Consider the following 19,250-nt stretch of genomic DNA (forward strand, 5'->3'; position numbering starts at 1 on the left):
GCTGAGGCCCCCTCGGCCCGACTGCTGGGCTAAACGGTGTAACCGTGGGCCGGAAGCCCGTTCTGCCCGATGATCCGCGACAGCGTGACGGCGCTTTCCTTGACGGTCCGCTGCTGCGTCTCGAAGTCCACGTGCACGATCCCGAACCGCTGCGAGTACCCCGCCGCCCACTCGTAGTTGTCGAGCAGCGACCACGCCAGGTACCCGCGGACGTCGGCGCCTTCGGAGATCGCCCTGTGCACCGCGCGGACGTGGTCCACCAGGTACTTCGTCCGCTGGACGTCGTGCACGCGCCCCGCGGGGTCGACGACGTCCGGGAACGCCGAGCCGTTCTCCGTGACCACCAGCGGCACGCCGCCGGCGTCGCGCGACAGGCGGACGAGCAGTTCCGTGAACGCGTCGGCGTTCTGCTCCCACCCGAACCCCGTGAGCTCGCCCTGCGGCGGCTCGATCGTCACACCGCGCAGCCCCGCGTGCGGCCCGAGCGGCACGAAGCCGGGATCGGCCGGCGCGACCCTGGTCGGGTTGTAGTAGTTGACGCCGATCCAGTCGATCGGGGTCGCGATGGTCTCCATGTCCCCGTCGCGGACCACGTTCGTCCAGTCGCCCAGCCACGTCGTGTCCTGCAGGACGTCGAGCGGGTAGCCCTTGCCGAGGACCGGGTCGAGCAGGATGCGGTTCTGCAGGCCGTCGACCTTGCGCACCGCCTCCGCGTCGTCGCCGTAGATCGTGCTGAAGTTGAGCACGATCGACAGCCGGTGCGACTCGGGTGCCTGCGCGCGCAACGCCTGCGTCGCGAGCCCGTGGGCCAGCAGCAGGTGGTGCGCGGCCTCCAGCGACGCCACCGCGTCGGTGATGCCCGGCGCGTGGATCCCGTTGCCGTAGCCCAGGAACGCCGACACCCACGGCTCGTTCAGCGTGGTCCAGGCCTGCACCCGGTCGCCGAGGCGTTCGTGCACGATCGCGGCGTACTCGGCGAAGCGGTACGCGGTGTCGCGGTTGCGCCAGCCGCCGAAGTCCTCCAGGACCTGCGGCAGGTCCCAGTGGTACAGCGTGACGAGCGGCTGGATGTCCTTCTCCAGCAACGAGTCGACGAGCCGGTCGTAGAACGCGAGCCCGCGCTCGTTGACCTGGCCGCTGCCGCTCGGCTGGATCCGGGGCCACGCGACCGAGAACCGGTACGAGGCCAGCCCGAGGGACTTCATCAGGTCCACATCGGACTGGTAGCGGTTGTAGTGGTCGCAGGCGGGATCACCCGTGTCCCCCGCCAGCACCTTGCCGGGCGTCGCGGCGAACGTGTCCCAGATCGAGGCGCCGCGACCGTCCGCGGTGGTCGAACCCTCGATCTGGAACGCCGCTGTGGCCGCCCCCCAGAGGAAGTCCGGCGGGAAGGTCAGCACCTCTCGCCCGACCTCGACGTCCGAGTCGGTCGTCATTCACTCATCCCTTCACCGCGCCCTGCATGATGCCGCCGACGATCTGGCGCGACAGCAGGACGAAGATCGCGATCACCGGCAGCACCGCGATGGAGGCGCCGGCGAGCATCAACGAGTAGTCGGTGTAGTAGCCGCTGGCCAGCGTCGACAGCGCGACCTGCACCGTCGGGCTGTCGTTGGGGTCCAGCACGATCAACGGCCAGAAGAAGTCGTTCCACGCGGTCATGAACGTGAACATGCCGAGCACGGCCGCCTGGGGCCGCACCGCCGGGAACCCGACGTGCCAGAACGTCCGCAGCACCGAGCAGCCGTCGACGCGCGCGGCCTCGATCAGCTCGTACGGCACGGTCTCCTCGCACGCCTGGCGCATCCAGAACACCGCGAACGACCCGATCAGCACCGGCACGATGACGGCTTGCAGCGTGCCGTACCAGTCGAGGTCGGACATCAGCATGTACAGCGGGATCACGCCGAGCTGCGTCGGCACCATCGCCGTGCCGAGCACCACGAGGAACAGCGAGTCGCGGCCCTTGAACCGCAGCCGCGCGAACGCGAACCCGGCCAGCGTGCCCAGCACGACGTTCGAGATCGCCACGGTCGAGGCCACGATGAACGAGTTCTGCATGGCGAGCCAGAAGTCGACCGTGTCGAAGACGCGGGTGATGTTCTCGACCAGGTTGCCGCCGGGGACCAGCGGCGGGACCTTCTCGCCGAGGACCGAGTTGTCCTTCGACGCCACGATGAACGAGTAGTACAGCGGGAAGATCGACGCGGCGAGCACGGCGACCAGGAACCCGTAGAGCAGAGGGCCTGCCTTGGCGTTCTTCATGTCCTCACCCCTTGCCCGCGATGCGCCGGGTCAGCGTGAAGTTGACGATCGCGACCAGCAGGACGACCACGAACAGCATCCACGCGACGGTGGCCGCGTAGCCGGCGTCGAACAACCGGAAGCCCTTCTCGTACATGTAGAGCACCAGCGTCTGGAACTGCCGGTCGGAGCCGCCGGTCGAGTTGTTGGCGGCGAAACCGGGGTCGAACAGCGCGGGTTCGGCGAACAGCTGCAGGCCACCGATCGTCGAGGTGACGACGGTGAACAGGATGGTCGGCCGGATCGACGGCACGGTAATCGACCAGAACATCCGCCAGCGACCGGCACCGTCCAAAGTGGCCGACTCGTACATGTCCTTGGGCACCGACTGCATGGCCGCCAGGTACAGCAGCGCGTTGTAGCCGGTCCAGCGCCACATGACCATGGTGGACACCGCGAGGTGCGAGGCCCACGTCTCGGCGCGCCAGTCGATCGGGTCGATGCCGACGAAGCCGAGCAGGAAGTTCACGATGCCGAAGTCGCGGCCGAAGAACTGCGCGAACACCAGCGCCACCGCGGCGACCGAGATGACGTTGGGCAGCAGCACACCGGCGCGCCAGAACGCGCTGCCGCGCAGACCGCGGTCGAGCAGCGCGGCGAGACCGAGCGCCGCGAGCAGCTGCGGCACGGTCGAGAGCACGAACAGGCTGAGCGTGTTGAACAGCGCGTTCCAGAACTTGGCGTCGCCGAACAGCTCGACGTAGTTGGCGAGACCGACGAACCCCTGGTTGCCGTCGATCAGCTGCCAGTCGTGCAGCGACACCCACGCCGTGTAGATCAGCGGGTAGAGACCGAAGATCCCGAACACCAGGAAGAACGGCGCGATGATCAGGTACGGCGTGTACCTGGCGTCCCAGTTGCTCAGCCTGAAGCGCTTCGGCGGTTGGTTGGAAGGCGAAACCGAGGCGGCCGGGGCCACCTCGGTCTCTGGACGCGTCACCGTCACTTGGCGGCGTCCGTCGCTTCCTTCAGGGCCTGCGTCCACGCCTCAGCCGCGGACTGCTTGCCCTGCTCCACGCGGGTCAGCGCGGTGGCGAACACCGGTCCGACCTTCGAGTCCTTCGTGCCGCGGTAGGTCGGCTTCAGCGACTCCGCCGAGGTCGCGAAGATCTGGCCCACCGGAGCCTTGTTGAAGTACTCGTTGACGGTCGCCTGCACCTCGGCGTCCTGGTAGACCTTCGGCTGCGACGGCAGGTTGCCCGTCTCCTTGAAGATCCGCTTCTGCTGCTCGGGGGCCGTGAGCCACTTGGCGAGCTCGTAGGCCTCCTTCGGGTGCTTGCCCTGCTTCGGGATGGCGAGGAACGAGCCACCCCAGTTGCCGCCACCGCCGGGCGCCGTCGTCACGTCCCACTTCCCGGCCGCCGCGTCGCCGGCACCCGCCTTGATCAGCGCGAGCGCCCAGGCCGGGCACGTGGTGGTGGCGAACGAACCCTGCTTCAGCGCGACGTTCCAGTCCTGGCTGAACGGCTCGAGAGCACCGGTCTGCCCCTTGGTGCCGAGCGCCGCGGCCGTGTCGAACGCCGTCTTGACCTTGTCGTTCTTCTCCGCGATGTAGGAGTCGTCCTTCGCGAAGTAGCCCTCCTCGGTCTGGTCGAGGATCGCCTTGTAGACGTTGCGGCCGGTGTCGACGAACTTCACGTTCGGCGTCTTCGCGGCGAACTGGTCGGCGACCTTCGAGTAGTCGGCCCACGTCGGCCACAGCTTCGCGACCTCGGCGCGGTCGGTGGGCAGGCCCGCCGCCGCGAACAGGTCGGCGCGGTAGCAGAGACCGAGGCTGCCCATGTCCGTGCCCAGCCCCAGCACGAACTCGCCGTTGTCAGCGGTGCCCTGGTTCCACTTCCACCCGGCCCACTGGTCCTTGAGGTCCTTGGCGCCGTACTCCGCCAGGTTCACGAACTTGTCCTTGGAGGCGCGGAACTGGCTGACCACGCCCTCCTCGAGGGCCACGATGTCCGCGGCACCACGACCACCCGCGAGCTGCGTCGCGAGCTGCGTGTTGTGCTGCTCCATCTTGACCTTGCGCTGCTCGATCTTGATGTTCGAGTGCGAGGCCTGGTACTCCTCGATGAGCTTGTCGTACCCGAAGTCCGAGAAGAGGCCCAGCGACAGCTCGATCTTGCCGTCGGCCTGTGAACCCCCGCCGCAACCGGCGACCATGACCATCACCATGGCCGCAGCAGCGCTGCCGACCAGCCTCTTGCTCATCCGTCCTCCTCGACGACGCCGTGAGCGGCGCTTAACTGTGATGAGAGCGCTCTCACACTCAACCGGAGACGCGCGGGTGTCAAGCGGTCGACATCGTTCCGTAACTTTGTGGAGGCGGGCAACAAAAACGTTTGCCGGAACGGTGACCGGGCCGTGATGGGCGGTGACCGGTGCTGCTGAGAAGGCGAAGAGGGACGACCGGGCCCTCGCTCCGGTCGTCCCTCACCCCAGGTAGAGGGGGTTGCGGGCCTTTCGTGACGCGTGGGGTCGAAGATTTTCTCGGGAGTTCTGGTCGGGGGCGTCCGGAGGCGGGTAAGGGCCTGGGGTTATCGGACGGTGTTCATGCCGGTGGACATGGACCGGGTGGTCTTGCCGCGTTCGGCCGAGGTCGGCGCCAGCGAGGCCGGCCCCGCGTCGTCAGGCTCTCCGCCCCCTGCGGACACAGCGGAGGCCCGGTGCCCCGACAGCACCGGACCTCCACCGATCCCCCGGTCGTGCGGGCCCCTGTTCCCGCACTCCCGCACCCGCCCGGCCGTGGCCCCCGACAGCGAGGCCGGGCGGGGTGTCCTGCTAGGCCTCCGCCATGCCCGCGACCACCGAGTTCCGAGCCGCACGGCGGGCCGGGAGGGCGGCGGCGAGGACGGCCGCCACCACGGCCAGGCCGAGCATCACGCCGATCTGTCCGAACGGGATCGAGAAGCTGATCTGGAACTCCGAGTTCGAGATCGACTGGACCAGCAGCCAGCCGAAGCCCGCGCCGAGCAGGACGCCCACGACGGCTCCGATCAGGGCCATCAGGATCGACTCGACGACCAGCATCTGCCGCAGCTGGCCCCTGGTCAGGCCCAGTGCGCGGAGCAGGGCGGACTCGCGGGTGCGTTCCAGGACGGACAGGGTCAGGGTGTTCGCGATGCCGAACAGGGCGATGATCAGGGCCAGGCCGACCAGGGCCCAGATGAAGAGCAGGATCTGGTCGATCTGCGCGTTCAGTTCGGCCTTGGTCTCGGCCGCCGAGTTCAGGACGGCGACCGGGGAGGTCGCGATGACGCGTTCCAGGTCGGCTCGGGCCACCGTGATGTCGGTGCCGGGCGCCAGCTTGACCAGCATCTTCTGGTAGCCCTTCGAGGGCTCCTTCAGCAGGGAGTCGGCGGTGGCGAGGGTGACGATGCCGGTGCCGTAGCTGTTGTCCTTGATCAGGGCGACGACCTTGATGTCCTTGCCGCTGATCGGGACGGTGGAGCCGACGGTGAGGCCCGCTTCCTTGGCCTCCTTCTCGCGCATCGCGAGCTCGTTGTCCTTGAGGCCGGTGAGGGTGCCCGCGGCGACCTCGGGGCGGACGAGGGTGCCGATCGCGTCGGACGGGTAGCCGACGACGTCGGCGTACTGGAGCTTCGGCGACTCGCCGTACGCGGTGAGTTCGGGGGCGACCTTCTCGACGTTGTTCACCTTGGACAGTTCGTCGACGAACTTCTTCTGCAGCGGCTGGCTGTAGACGTTCGAGGTGACCTCGTAGTCGGCCGGGAAGCGGGCGTCGACCTTCTCGTTCATGGTCGCCCGACCACTGCCCGCCACGACGGTCACCATCGCGACGATGGTCACGCCGATCATCAGCGCCGCCGTGGTCGCGGCGGTCCGCTTGGGGTTGCGGCCCGCGTTGGCCGAGGCCAGCTTGGCCGGGACGCCGCGCAGGGCCTTGCCGAACAGGCGGTTCACCAGCGGCACGTACAGCGGGCCGAGGAGCAGCACGGCGAACAGCAGGACCATGGTGGCGCCGCCGGTGATGAACAGCGCCGGCTCCTCCTTCTCCTGCTGCAGGCCGAAGTAGACGCCCGCGGCACCGAGGAGGGCGATGAGGGTCGCGACGACGATCCGGACCTTGCCGGTGCGGGCCACGTCGTCGGAGCTGTCGGGCTGCGAGCGCAGGGCCGCCACGGGGGCGACCCGGGTGGCGCGGCGGGCCGGGAGCACGGCGGACAGGACGGTCACGACCACGCCGACGCCGAAGGCCGCGACGATCGTCACCCACGAGATCGGCAGGCGGATCGGGGCGTCCTCGCCGCCGGGGCCGCCGACGGTGCTGATGAACGTCTGCAGCAACGCCGAGACGCCGATTCCGCCGAGGAGGCCGAGCACCGACGCCGCGAGGCCCATGAAGACCGCTTCGGCGAGCACGGACCGGAACACCTGCCCGCGTTCCGCTCCGACGCAGCGCAGCAGCGCCAGTTCCTTCGTGCGCTGGGCGACGAGGATCGTGAAGGTGTTGTAGATGACCATGCCCGCGACGACGAGCGAGATGGCGGCGAACGCCAGCAGGAACGTCTTGATCTCGGTGGCCGCGTCGCCGACCTGGGCGAGCGTGGCCTCGGTCAGCTGCTCACCGGTCTGCACCTGGTAACCGGCGCCGATGGCCTTGGTGATGTTGTCGACGAGCTGCTGCTGCGTCACGCCGGACTTGGCGACCGCGACGATCTCGTAGATCTTCTGGTCCGGGATCAACGCGCGCAGGCCGTCCGGCGACAGCACCACGTGGTCGCTGCCGGACATCGAGATGCTGCTCGCGCCCTGCTGGTAGGTGCCGACGATGGTGTAGGCGTGCTCGGTGTTGTCCTGGTCGAGCAGCTTGAGCTTGTCGCCGACCTTGAGCTTCGCGACCTGGGCGGTCTTGGTGTCGACCGCGGCCTCGTCGGCCTTGGCCGGGTACCGGCCGTCCTTGAGGTTGAAGTCGCGCAGCTTCTCCGTGGTCGGCAGCGGCTGCACCAGCGCGTTGCGCGCCTTGCCCTCGCCGCCGAGCAACGCGGCGCTGCCGAACTCGCGCGAGTCGGCGCCCTCGACTCCCGGCGTGCTGCGGATCTTCTGCAGGAAGCCGGCGGGGATGCCGTCCTCCCGGTTGGGGCTGTTCTCCGTCGTGTGCACGGCCGCGTCGACGTTGCGGGCGCTGCGGGCGAAGTTGTCCCTGGTCTGCTCCCCGACGGCGTCGCCGAGCACGAGCGTGCCCGTCACGAACGCGACGCCGAGCGCGATGGCGATGCTGGACAGCACCAGCCTCGCCGTGCGGGCGCGCAGGCCCGCGAGGATCGTCTTCAGCATCGGTAGCTCACGCCCCCAGGTGCGTGAGGGCGTTCACGACGGACTCGGTGGTGGGCTGGTGGATCTCGCCCGCGAGCCGGCCGTCGGCGAGCAGCACCACGCGGTCCGCGTAGCTCGCGGCCACCGGGTCGTGCGTCACCATGATCACGGTCTGGCCCAGCTTGCGGACCGACATGCGCAGGAAGTCGAGGACCTCGGCGCCGCTGCGGGAGTCCAGGTTGCCGGTCGGCTCGTCGGCGAAGATGACCTCGGGACGGGCGACGAGCGCGCGGGCGCAGGCCACGCGCTGCTGCTGGCCACCGGACAGCTCGGTCGGGCGGTGCGTCAGGCGGTCGCGCAGTCCGAGCACGTTGACGATGGTGTCGAACCACTCCTTGTCGGGCTTGCGGCCCGCGAGTTCGAGGCCCAGCAGGATGTTCTGCTCGGCGGTCAGCGTCGGCAGCAGGTTGAACGCCTGGAACACGAAGCCGACGCGGTCGCGGCGCAGCTTGGTGAGGTCCTTGTCGTTCAGCTTGGTGATCTCGGTCTGTCCGATGTGGATCGCGCCGCCGTCCACCGTGTCCAGTCCCGCGAGGCAGTGCATCAGCGTGGACTTGCCGGAGCCGGACGGGCCCATGATCGCGGTGAAGCGGCCGGCCTGGAAGGCGACGTCGATGCCGTCGAGCGCCCGCACCGCGGTGTCACCCTTGCCGTAGACCTTCACCAGGTTGTGGGCCGCCGCGGCGGTCCGGGTGCCGACCTCGGACACCAGTGCAGACATGTCGATCGCCTTCCTCAGGGGGTGTTCCTTGCTGAGGAGAAAGCTAGGAGCAGGCCGAGTACGCGGACATCAACTCGGCGACGCGATGCGCATCAGCCTGAGGTATGACAACCGGGGCTATTCGAGCAGACCCCGGTCGTACGCGATCGCGACGGCCTCGGCGCGCCGTGACGCCCCGAGCTTGGCCATGATCCGGGAAAGGTGCACGGAAACGGTCTTCTCGCTGATGTACAGCTCCTCGCCGACCTCGCGGTTCGTCCGTCCCGCGGCCACCAGGCCGAGCACGTCGCGTTCGCGAGGGGTGAAGAGGTCGACGTGCTCGCGCACCGGTTCGTCAGCCCTGAGGGTGATGCGGGCCCGCTTGGCGCACGACGCGACGGCCTCGGCGAGCGGCACGGCCTTGAGCTTCGTGGCCACCTCGTCGGCCTGGCGGAGCTGGTCGGCGGCCTCGTCCCGCCGGTTCTCGCCGAGCAACGCCTCCGCGAGCCGCCACCGGCACAGCGCCTGCTCGAACAGCACCCCGTAGGCGAACTCGTCGACGGCCGCCTGCCACAGCTCCGGGTCACCGGCCCCGGTCAGCCTGGACTCCTCGGCGAGCGCGCGGGCCAGCCACGCGCGGCCTTCCGGTCCGAGCACGCCGGCGCGCGGCTTGCCGTTCTGCGCGGTGAGCCGCACGTGCTCGGCGAGCTCGTGTCCTGCGGTGACGGCGTTCTTCTCGGCCTCGGCGTCCCGCTTGCGGCGTGCCTTGGCGGCGATCTCCGCGTGCGCCGCGATGCCGATCGCGCCGATCCGGATGCCCGCCAGCATCCACGGACTGCCGAGCTTGCGCGCCCACGCCAGCGCGTCCGTGACGCGTTCGACCGCCAGTTCCGGACGGCCGCGCCACAACGCGAGCTCCGCGCCCGTACCACCGGTGATCAGCGCGATCTGGATGTCGCGGTGCCAGTCGCTGCGCAGCTTCGTGATCATCCGCTCGGACTCGGCCAGGTCGCCGCGCGAGACGGTGAGGTGCGTGCTCGCCGCCGCCAGCCTGGCCAGCACGGTCGAGGACACGGACATGCCGGGCGGTTCGCTGGCCCACGCCGCGTAGTCCCAGTCGCCGAGGTAGTAGTGCACCAGCACCTGCAGGATGCGGATCTCCAGCCCGAACATGCTCCAGGTCAGGCCGGTCTCCTTGGCCCTGTCCCCCGCCAGGTTGAACACGCGCGCGGCCTCGGCCAGCTCGCCGCGGTCGTAGTGCATCAGGCCGTAGTAGTACCAAGCCCTCAGCTCGTTGTTGAACGCTCCGACCTCACGCGCGCACTCGATCGCGCGCTCGAAGCTGGCCTTCGCCACCTCGGGCTCGTCCGCGTGGTCGTCCAGGATCGCCAGGGTGCCCAGACCGTCCGCGACCGCTCCCGGCGCGTTCGCCGTCCGGCCGTTCTCGATCGCGAGCTCGGCGGCTTCGCGCGCGGCCGCGTCCTCGCGTTGCTGGCGCAGGGAAGAGGCCTTGCCCGCGAACACGCGGGCGCGGGTGGGGCTGGGCTCGCGGTCCTGCACGAGGGCGAGCGCCTTGCCGATGACCAGGAAGCCCTCTTCCTCGTTGCCGTCGAGGATCGAGAGGGCCTGCGAGAGCCGCAGCCAGATCTCGGCGGCCTCCTCCGGCGTCTGCGCGGAGCTGATGGCCTTGGTGGCGCTGCGGGCGAACGCGACGGCCCGTTCCGGCTGCCCCGCCGTGCCCGCGACCCACGACGCGCGCCGCAGCAGCACCGACTCGTCCACATCGGACGGACGGTCGGCTTCGGGAACCGCGTTCCAGAGGTTGAGCGCCTTTTCCAGGTACCGCAACGACTCCGCGGGAGCACCGGCGCGTTCGGCCTCCTTGGCCGCCTGGATGGACGCGGTGAGCGCCTGCGGCAGGTCGTGGCTCTCGAACGCGTGGTGGGCGAGCGCCGCCGCGGTACCGCGTTCGTCCAGCCGCTTCGCCAGGTGTCGCGCGTAGGCGGCGTGCAGCCGGACCCGTTCACCGGGCAGCAGATCACCGTAGACGGCCTCGCGGACGAGGGCGTGGCGGAACGTGTAGACCTCGTCGTCGCTCACGACGAGCAAGTGGTGCTGGACGAGCTCGCGCAAGGCCGTGTCGAACGCGAGGTCGTCCATGCCCGAGACCTCGTGCAGCCGGTAGTGCCGAACCCGGCGCCCCCACGCCGACGCGACGCGGACGGCGTGCTGCGCCTCGGAACTGAGGCTTTCGACGCGGCTGAGCAGCACGTCGGCGAGCGCGGACGGCAACGACCTCGCGTCGTCGCACGTGGCCACCGCGATGAGCTCCTCGGCGAAGAAGGCGTTGCCCTCGGAGCGTTCCGCGACCTGGCGCACGACGTCGGCGGGCAGGTCGTCGGACAGCGCCTCGACGAACCGGCGGGCGTCCGCCGCGTTGAACGGCGTGAGGTCCAGGCGGTCGACGGCGGGCAGCCGGACCAGCTCGGACAGCAAGGGGCGCAACGGGTGGCTGCGGTGCAGGTCGTCCGCGCGGTAGGTGCCGACGACCAGCAGGCGCTGGGAACGCAGGCGGGACAACAGGAACGACAGCAGGTACCGGGTGGACGCGTCGGCCCAGTGCAGGTCCTCGACGACGAGCAGCACGCGCTGCCGTTCGGACAGATCACCCAGCAGCCCGAGCACCGCGTCGAACAGCTGGAGCTGGCCGACGTCCTGCTCGGGCCTGCGGCCGGGGATCAGGCTCGGCGCGATCATGCCCTCGGTGCCCGGCTCGCGTTCGGCGGGCAACGCCAGCTGCGGCAGCAACATCGCGAGCGCGGGCCGGTTCAGCACGTCGGGTTTGAGCTTGCCCAGCGCCTCGGCGAACGGCAGGTACGGCAGACCGGTCTCGCCCGCGTCGAGGCACCGTCCCGTGAGGACGAGGGTGTCGTCGGCGCTGGCGGCCAACTCGTCGATCAGCCGGGTCTTGCCGACACCGGCGTCACCCGCGAGCAGCACCGCGCCCGCCGTGCCCTCACCTGCCTGCGCCAGTGCGGCACGCAACCGGTCCAGCTCGCGGTCGCGTGCGACCAACGGGATTCCGGAACCGAGGCGCGCCACAAGGGGCATGCTGTCACACGTCATGAGCCGGTGCCGCGGTGTTTTCCCGAGGTGCGGTGCGTCACCCGGCTGATCCACGACGGCTCGCCGCGGTTCGCCCGGCGCCAGCTGCGCACCACGGTGCTGCGCCGGTAGTCGATCTCCGCCTTGATCGCCTCAGGGGTCCATTCGTTCATGGGGAGGAGAGTGCCGCTGAGGGACCGGGCAGGGCATCGGGCGATCACGCAGTCCCGCGCCGCGAAGCCCTTACCCAGGGGGAGGGAACCGAGAACCCTCACCCCCACCGCACGTGTCCGCGCCAGCGAGGCCTCGGGCGGCTCAGCCCACCGTCACCGCGCGCGTCCGCGCCAGCCGAGCCCGCACCCCGTCGGCCTCCGGCGCCCCCAGCTCCGTGAACAGCGCCAGAGCCCGCTGCCAGTGCGCCGCCGCCCCCGCCGCCCCGAGCCGCTCGAACACCGCCGCGAGCCGGTCGTGCGCCAACGCCTGGTGGTACGGCGAGACGGCGTCGCACGCGACGGCCAGCGCCGTGCGGGCCGAGGAGAGCGCACCGTCCGTGTCGCCGGTCTCGAGCAGGGCCGTGGAGATGTCGGTGTGGCAGGCCGCTTCCCCGCACTGCTCGCCGACCTCGTGGTACATCCGCAGCGCCACCCGCAGCCACGGCATCGCGTCGCCGAACCGTTGCGTGCTCAGGTACAGCAGCCCGAGGTGGTGGTGGGCGTTGGCCTCGGCCCACTTCGAGCCCGCGATCCGCGAGATCTCCATGGCCTCGCGGTAGTGCTCCTCGGCCTCCTCGGCGCGGCCCAGGTCGAGCAACGTGCCCGCGACCGTCGTCAGCGCACGCGCCTGCTGGTGCACGTCCTCCTTGCGGCGGGCCACTTCCAGCGCGCCCTGCTGTGCCTGCAGGGCCTCCTCGAAGCGTTCGAACTGGAGCAACGCGACGCCCAGGTTGAACTGCATGACGAACCGCGCGTCGTCGTCGTTCAGCGCGATGGCGGCCTGCAGTGCGGCTTCGGTGAGGCGCAACGACGTCTCACGCTCGGTGCGCAGCCACAGGTACCGGGACAACGTGTACGGCAGCTGCCAGGCGTGGACGTGCCAGCCCGAACCGGACGCGAGCTCGGCGGCGGCGATGAGGTTCGCGCGTTCGGCGTCGAACCAGGCCGTCGCGTCCGCCGGACCGGAGATCGCGGGCACGTGGACCGGCCGGTGCTCCGGCGCGACCAGGACGCTGCCGCGGTTGATCGGGAGCAGGCCGTCGGCGAGGTCCGCGCAGTGCAGGTAGTAGTCGAGCATCCGGCCGGTGGCGGCACGGCGTTCCGGCTCGGACAGCTCCCCGGCCAGGGTCTTGGTGTAGACGCGGACGATGTCGTGCGCGACGTGGCGGCCGGGTTCGCTGACGGACAGCAGGTTCGCGGCCGTCAACGCGTCCAGCGCGCGTTGGGCCTCCAGCAGTGACACCTCGCCCAGCGCGGCGACCACGTGCGGGGTCAGGTCGGCTCCGGGGTGCAGGCCGATGATGGCCAACAGCCGTGACGGCTCCTCGGGCAACGCACGGCGGGAAGCGTCCAGTGCGGCGCGCACGGTGCCCTCGCCGTCCTCCAGCCCCAAAGCCGCGAGACGCCCCTGCTCGTCCTGCAGTTCCTCGACCAGCTCGGCTACGCGCAGACGCGGTGACACGGCGAGACGGGCCGCCGCGATGCGCAACGCCAGGGGTAAGCCGTCGCAGAGTTCGGCCAGCTCGTGCAGGGCGTGCGCCTCGATGTCGGACCGGCCGGCGATGCGGTCCAGCACGGCGACGGCGGCGTCCGGGTCGAGCATGTCCAGCTCGACCAGCTTCGCCTCGACCTGCGCGACGAGCCCGACCAGCCGTCGCCGGGACGTCACGACGACGCACGAGGGCGCGCCCGGCAGCAACGGCACCAGGTCCGCCGAGCTGCGGACGTTGTCGAGCATCACCAGCATCTTGCGGTCCGCCAGCAACGTGCGCAGCAACGCCGAGCGCTCGTCGACCGAGACCGGCGTGTCCCCGGCCGGGACGCCCAGCGCCCGCAGGAACCGGTTGAGCACCTCGCCGATCTCCAGCGGCTCCCGGTTCGGGTCGTAGCCGTGCACGTCGACGTAGAGCTGGCCGTCCGGGAACTCGTCGCGCACCCGGTGCGCCCAGTGCAGGGCCAGCGCCGTCTTGCCCACGCCCGCCGGACCGGTCACCAGCGCCACCGGACCGCCGGGGCCGCGCAGCAACGCGTCCAGGCACGCCACCTCCGCGTCCCGGCCGACGAGCGACACGGGAGCGCGCGGCAGCTGCGCGGGCACCGTCACGGGTGCGGGTTCGGGTGCGGAGGGCTGCACCGGCACGCGGACCGGCGCGCGTTCCGGTTCGGGGCTGTCCCCCGCCAGCACGGCCTGGTGCACGCGGCGCAGTTCGAAACCCGGCTCGACGCCGAGCTCCTCGATCAGCACGGCGCGGGCCTCGCGGTACGCGGCCAGCGCCTCGGCCTGCCTGCCCGCCTGGACCAGCGCGCGCATCAGCAGCCCGTGGCCGCGTTCGCGCAACGGGTGCTCGGCGACCATCGACGCGAGCCGCGACACCAGTTCCGGGCCCTGCCCGATCGCGAGGCCGAGCTCGGCGCGTTCCTCCAGCACCGCGAGCCGCCGTTCGACGAGACGGCCGCGCTCGGCGTCGGCGAAGAGACCGGAGACACCGCCCAGCGGTTCCGCGCGGAACAAGGCGAGCGCGTCGTCCAGCTCCACCGCGGCTCCGGCGAGGTCCCCGGCGGCGCGCAGGCGGTTCGCGAGCAGGACTTGACGTTCGACGACGTCGAGGTCGAGCGCGCCGGGCTCGACCCGCATCAGGTACCCGTCGCCGACCGACGTGAGCAGCTCGGCCGGAGCCCTGCGCGCGCGGGTCGGTTCGAGCGCCCTGCGCAGTCCGGCGACATAGGTCTGGACCAAGTTCACGGCACTGGAGGGCACGTTGTCGCCCCAGACGGCCTCGATGATCTGGCCGCGGCTGACCGGCGTACCGCGCGCCAGCAGCAGGACGGCGAGGACGGCACGTTGCTTCGCCGCACCGAGATCAACCTCTTGACCTGCGCGAACGACTCGGAGAAGGCCGAGAACCTCGAACCGGAGGGGTTCCTCGCCAGCCGTCACCGATCTGTCCTTCGCCTGTGGGCCACCAGGAGCTCGAAGATCACTTCAGTCGGGCTCCAGTCGTGCTGTAGAAGGCATTCTTACGCTTAGCGTGTCCAACCAACCACAGACCGCGAGATCAACGGAAACCGGAGATCGCGGAGTCGGAACAGGTTGGACCGGACAGCGGAACACCCGCTGCTCCCCATGATCGACGTGGGTCGGCCGGCGTGCAAGGGGCATCCAGCCCGCGGCGGCGGAACGCCGGCCGGCCCACGTCCCCCTTTTCCCACAGCAGAGGGCCCCGGCTGGATCATCCAGCCGGGGCCCTCTGCTGCACCTTCCGATCAGCTGACGAAAGAGCCGGTCTTCGCGGCGGCGAGGAACGTGTCCCATCCCGCGTCACCGAACCTCAGCCGAGCCCCGTCCGCGTTCTTGCTGTCGCGAACGGCCGCGCCGCGGGCGTCGAGGGCGATCTCGACGCACTCCGGTCCACCGGCCGACGACCTGCTGCTCTTGCGCCAACGCAAGCTTTCCACTGTGTGTTCACTCCCGGTCGCTGTCACGCGAGAGTGCGAGCGATCCCGGTGATCAGGGTTTCCGATTCCCGCTGACTCATCGCGGACTTCACGAGACGCTCGAACATCTCGGCGTAGGAATTCACGTCTGACTGTTGTTCCAGGTAGACGCCGCTTCTGGTGCTCTCGATGTAGACCACGTCGGGGTCGAGCCGCTCGGGAAAGCTCAGGATGACGAACGGGCCGTCCATCGCGGCATGACCACCGGCGCTGAACGGCACGACCTGCATCGTGACGTTCGGCAACGCACCGACCTCGAGGAGACGCGCCATCTGCACGCGCATCACCCCGGCGCCGCCGACGAGCCGGCGCAGGGCGGCCTCGTCGATCACGACGTGCAGGCGCAACGGGTCGTCCTCACTCAGCAAGGCCTGCCGGGCCTTGCGCAACCGGACGCGCCGGTCGATCTCGGCGGTGCTCGCGTCCGGCAGCACCTGGGAGATCAACGCCCTCGTGTACGCCTCGCACTGCAGCAGGCCCGGGATCATCAGCCCCTGGTAGGTCCTGATCGAGTCCGCGTCGGCCTCGTACCCCACGTAACGACCGGGCACGATGTCGCCGAACTCGTCCCACCACGCCTTGCGACGGGCTTCCCTGGCCAGCTGGACCAGTTCCTCGAGGGTGGTGGTGTCCGCACCGTAGGCGGCGAGCATGTCCCGCACGTCGCGCGGGCTCACGCCCACACGGCCCGTCTCGATGCGGCTGATCTTGGAGGCCGAGCACTCCAGGCGCTCGCCCACCTCCTCGATCGTCAGACCAGCCACTTCACGCAGCCTGCGGAGCTCGCTCACGAGCCGTCGCTTGCGCAGGGTCGGACTGCTACCCCGTGGCATCCACACCTCCTGGTCGTTCCCAGTTTGAGAGCAAAGGAGCTCGCCGCAAAGAGACGTCATCCATTCGTGTACTGCAACTTGCAGATCGCAGGTTCGGCGCGACAGTCTGCATGGGTTGCTCACGCAAGGACTGGAGCTCTGAGCCTGATGGCCGTCACGGTGTTCAGCCAACTGGACAAGTCGCTGCACTCCCACCTGGCCACGCTCACCGACCTCGCCGAGCGCGGCGACGACCAGACCGCCCTCGTACTCGCCAGGGTCGAGTTGCCGAGGGTGGTCGCCGTGGTGAAGGCGCTGCTCGACGAGCACCAGCCCGACGAGCACGGCCGGTGCGCCACCTGCAAGCGCGGCTGGTTCTCCAGGCGGATGCCCGCACCGTGCCGTGCTTATCTCTCGGCGCAGCTGATCCTGACCGTGGTGGGCCAGGAGACTTCGCACGGCAAGCACCTGCGCTCGGTAGGCTGAATTTCGGAACTCGATAGTTCTTCAGTTCCGTCCCGACTTGGGCCGGCTCCGCACCCCCCGACCGGAGCCGGCCCTTCTGGTGGTGTGGCCCAGAAGGTCGCCGGGGAATTCGCGGTCAGACGGGTGCATCGTGGTGCCGCCGCGAGGCGCCCTGCTGAGCGTGAATCACCTCGCCGACCTTCTGGGGGCCGCACCACCAGGTCATCACCTCGCGTGACGATCGCCGCCAAGATCAACACGGTTGGCTGAAAGATCTGCCACAGCACCGTTTCCGGCCTCATCATTGAAGGCGACGCGGCCTGATCCCGCCCCACGATGCCTGTGCCGACACGGAGGTGTTCCCGTGCCGACCCCGCATGACCGCGCCGACGAGCTCGATGCCGTCCGGCCGCGCCGACTGCTGCCCTTAGAGCGCCTGATGGCCCGCGACGCCGCCGGACGGCGTCGCGGAGCTCGACGCCGGAGCGCCCACTAGCTCACTCCCCTTCCCCCGCCCTGTGCATCCGTGGCACAGGGCCATGCCGCCATTCCACAAAAGGAAAAACCGTGAGCCATCACCCCAGGTCCAACGCCGGCGAGCACACCCCGCACGGCCCTCCGCTGGTCCTGAAGCACGACCTGCCCGCGAGCTTCGTGCTGTTCCTCATCTCGATCCCGTTGTCGCTCGGCATCGCGCACGCCACGGGCGCGCCGCTGATGGCCGGGATCATCTCCGCGGTCATCGGCGGTGTGGTCGTCGGCGCGCTCAGCGGGGCGCCGTTGCAGATCAGCGGGCCCGGCACCGGTCTCGTGGTGATCGTGGCCGGGCTGGTCGCGCAGTTCGGGTGGGCGGCCACGGCAGCGATCACGCTGGCCGCGGGCGTGCTGCAGATCGCGTTGGGGCTCACCGGGATCAGCCGCCTGGTGATGTCGCTGTCCCCCGCGATCGTGCACGGCATGCTCGCGGGCATCGGCATCTCGATCGCCGTCGGTCAGCTCGTGGTGGTGCTGGGCGGCACGGCGGGATCGACCGTGCCCGCGAACCTCGCGCTGCTGCCCGGAGAACTGGCGAGGGGAGCCTGGGGCTCGGTGGCCGCCGGCGCGGCGGCGATCGCGGTCCTGCTGCTGTGGCCGCGGGTGCCGCGGCTCTCGGTGATCCCCGCGCCGCTGGTCGCCGTCGCCTTCGCGACCGCGCTGGCGTTCGCGCTGCGCCTCCCCGTCGCGAGGGTCGACCTGCCGGACAGCCACGCGCTGGTGCTCCCGCAGGTGCCGCAGGGCGGTGCCGGCACGATCATCGCCGCGGTCGTCACGGTCGCGCTGGTGGCGAGCATGGAGTCGTTGCTGTCGGCCGTCGCCACGGACCGGCTGCACGACGGGCCGCGTGCCCGGCTCGACAAGGAGCTCGTCGCCCAGGGCACCGGCAACGTGCTGGCGGGCGCGCTCGGCGGGTTCCCGATCAGCGGTGGCCTGGCGCGCAGCTCCGCGAACGTCGCGGCGGGCGCGAAGACCCGGTACGCGGCGATCCTGCAGGGCGTGTGGATCGCGGTGGCGGTGCTCGCGTTCTCGCCCGCCCTGGAGCTGATCCCGCTGGCCGCGCTGGCGGGGGTGCTGTTCGTCGTCGGGCTCAGGCTCGTCTCGGTCCAGCGCATGCGGACCCTGTGGCAGCACGGGGAGTTCGTGGTCTACGCGGCGACCGCGCTCGGTGTCGTCCTCTTCGGACTGCTGGAGGGCGTGGTCGTCGGGCTCGCGATCGCGTTGCTGCGCGCGTTGTACCGGTTGACGCACTGCTCGGTGCGCGTCGAGGGCAACCGGGTGTGCGTGCGGGGATCACTGGTGTTCCTGGGGGTCGGACGGCTCGTGCGGGAGCTGCGCAGGCTGCCGCTCGGCCGGACCGTGGTGCTGGAGCTGCACGTCGACTACCTGGACCACGCGTCGTACGAGGCGATCAACGACTGGCGCGAGGGCTACGAACGGCTCGGCGGCCGGGTGCGGGTCGACGAGGTGCACGACACCTGGTACGACCGGGCGAACCAGGGCAAACCGGGGCGGCGCAAGACGTTGCCCGGCCCGCTGCCCCGCTGGTTCGCGCCGTGGTCGCACTGGCAGAGCACTCCCGGTGCGGTCACGCTGCCGGCCCAGCGGTCGTCCGCCGAACAGCTGCTCGCCGAGGGCGATCCGATGCTGCGCGGCATGCACGAGTTCGAGCAGCGCTCCGCGCCGCTGGTGCGGCCGTTCCTGCACGAGCTCGCGCTGCGCGGGCAACGGCCGCAGCAGCTGTTCATCACGTGCGCGGACTCCCGGGTGGTGCCGAACCTGATCACCACGTCCGGACCGGGTGACCTGTTCTGCGTGCGCAACATCGGCAACCTGGTGCCGACGCCGTCGGCGGAGGACAGCTCGGTCGGCGCGGCCATCGAGTACGCGGTCGAGATCCTCAACGTCAACACGATCGTCGTGTGTGGACACTCCGACTGCGGCGCGATGAAGGCGCTGGTGAAGGGGTCCGCGGCGCGCGGCTCGCACCTGCACTCGTGGCTGCGCAACGCCGAGCCGTCGCTGATCCGGTTCCACGCGCCGACCGCGCCCGGCTGCGCGGACCTGCCGGTGGCCGACCGGCTCGCCGTCGCGAACGTCGCGCAGCAACTCGACAACCTGCTCGCGCACCCGAGTGTGCGGGAGGCGATCGCGGCGGGCACGCTCACGTTGAAGGGCATGTACTTCGACATCTCGAACGCCCGCGTGTACCTGGTCGACCCGGACCGCAACGGGCTCGAGCCCGTGCCGTCACCGGCGTAGGAAAGCGAGGAGCCGCCCCGAAAGCGCTCG

13 protein-coding genes are annotated in these 19,250 nt (G+C 70.3%); 2 read left to right on the top strand and 11 right to left on the bottom strand.

Annotation, left to right across the window (positions count from 1 at the left end; all coding sequences use genetic code 11):
- Positions 1-29: 29 nt before the first annotated feature.
- From BMY74_RS17105 to BMY74_RS17150, 11 genes are all read right to left on the bottom strand, one after another.
- Positions 30-1,436, bottom strand: coding sequence for a GH1 family beta-glucosidase (locus BMY74_RS17105; RefSeq protein ID WP_089917120.1), 1,407 nt, complete (start codon positions 1,434-1,436; stop codon positions 30-32).
- A 4-nt stretch (positions 1,437-1,440) separates the two neighbouring features.
- The gene (locus tag BMY74_RS17110) at positions 1,441-2,265 is read right to left on the bottom strand and encodes a carbohydrate ABC transporter permease (protein WP_089917122.1); all 825 of its coding nucleotides are present in this window, start codon (positions 2,263-2,265) and stop codon (positions 1,441-1,443) included.
- A gap of 4 nt (positions 2,266-2,269) precedes the next feature.
- Positions 2,270-3,169, bottom strand: a complete 900-nt coding sequence (locus tag BMY74_RS17115; RefSeq protein ID WP_245786218.1) for a carbohydrate ABC transporter permease — start codon at positions 3,167-3,169, stop codon at positions 2,270-2,272.
- 77 nt (positions 3,170-3,246) lie between these two features.
- Complete coding sequence (locus BMY74_RS17120) at positions 3,247-4,509, bottom strand: ABC transporter substrate-binding protein (RefSeq protein ID WP_089917124.1); 1,263 nt, start codon at positions 4,507-4,509, stop codon at positions 3,247-3,249.
- A 570-nt stretch (positions 4,510-5,079) separates the two neighbouring features.
- On the bottom strand, positions 5,080-7,596 hold the full coding sequence (locus BMY74_RS17125; protein WP_089917126.1) for an ABC transporter permease: 2,517 nt from the start codon (positions 7,594-7,596) through the stop codon (positions 5,080-5,082).
- A gap of 7 nt (positions 7,597-7,603) precedes the next feature.
- Positions 7,604-8,356, bottom strand: a complete 753-nt coding sequence (locus BMY74_RS17130; RefSeq protein WP_089917128.1) for an ABC transporter ATP-binding protein — start codon at positions 8,354-8,356, stop codon at positions 7,604-7,606.
- Between the two features lie 117 nt (positions 8,357-8,473).
- Positions 8,474-11,446: a helix-turn-helix transcriptional regulator gene (locus BMY74_RS17135; RefSeq protein WP_089917671.1), complete on the bottom strand. Its 2,973-nt coding sequence runs from the start codon at positions 11,444-11,446 to the stop codon at positions 8,474-8,476.
- An 11-nt stretch (positions 11,447-11,457) separates the two neighbouring features.
- Entirely contained in the window at positions 11,458-11,613 is a 156-nt protein-coding gene (locus tag BMY74_RS45085; protein ID WP_177229789.1) for a hypothetical protein, read from the bottom strand.
- Between the two features lie 142 nt (positions 11,614-11,755).
- On the bottom strand, positions 11,756-14,590 hold the full coding sequence (locus BMY74_RS17140) for an AfsR/SARP family transcriptional regulator (RefSeq protein ID WP_089917129.1): 2,835 nt from the start codon (positions 14,588-14,590) through the stop codon (positions 11,756-11,758).
- A 326-nt stretch (positions 14,591-14,916) separates the two neighbouring features.
- Positions 14,917-15,099 (bottom strand): DUF397 domain-containing protein, encoded by a 183-nt coding sequence (locus BMY74_RS17145; RefSeq protein WP_245786189.1) that lies wholly within the window; start codon positions 15,097-15,099, stop codon positions 14,917-14,919.
- 32 nt (positions 15,100-15,131) lie between these two features.
- Complete coding sequence (locus BMY74_RS17150; protein WP_089917132.1) at positions 15,132-15,980, bottom strand: helix-turn-helix domain-containing protein; 849 nt, start codon at positions 15,978-15,980, stop codon at positions 15,132-15,134.
- A 147-nt stretch (positions 15,981-16,127) separates the two neighbouring features.
- Here BMY74_RS17150 and BMY74_RS17155 point away from each other — a divergent pair, with 147 nt between their 5' ends.
- A complete protein-coding gene (locus BMY74_RS17155) occupies positions 16,128-16,445 on the top strand; it encodes a hypothetical protein (RefSeq protein WP_089917134.1) in 318 nt (105 codons plus the stop codon).
- Between the two features lie 546 nt (positions 16,446-16,991).
- Entirely contained in the window at positions 16,992-19,220 is a 2,229-nt protein-coding gene (locus BMY74_RS17160; RefSeq protein ID WP_089917136.1) for a SulP family inorganic anion transporter, read from the top strand.
- The last annotated feature ends 30 nt before the right edge of the window (positions 19,221-19,250 follow it).

Origin of the sequence: Lentzea albida (assembly GCF_900111005.1) — a bacterium.
In the GTDB taxonomy this organism is placed as follows: Bacteria; Actinomycetota; Actinomycetes; order Mycobacteriales; family Pseudonocardiaceae; genus Lentzea; species Lentzea albida.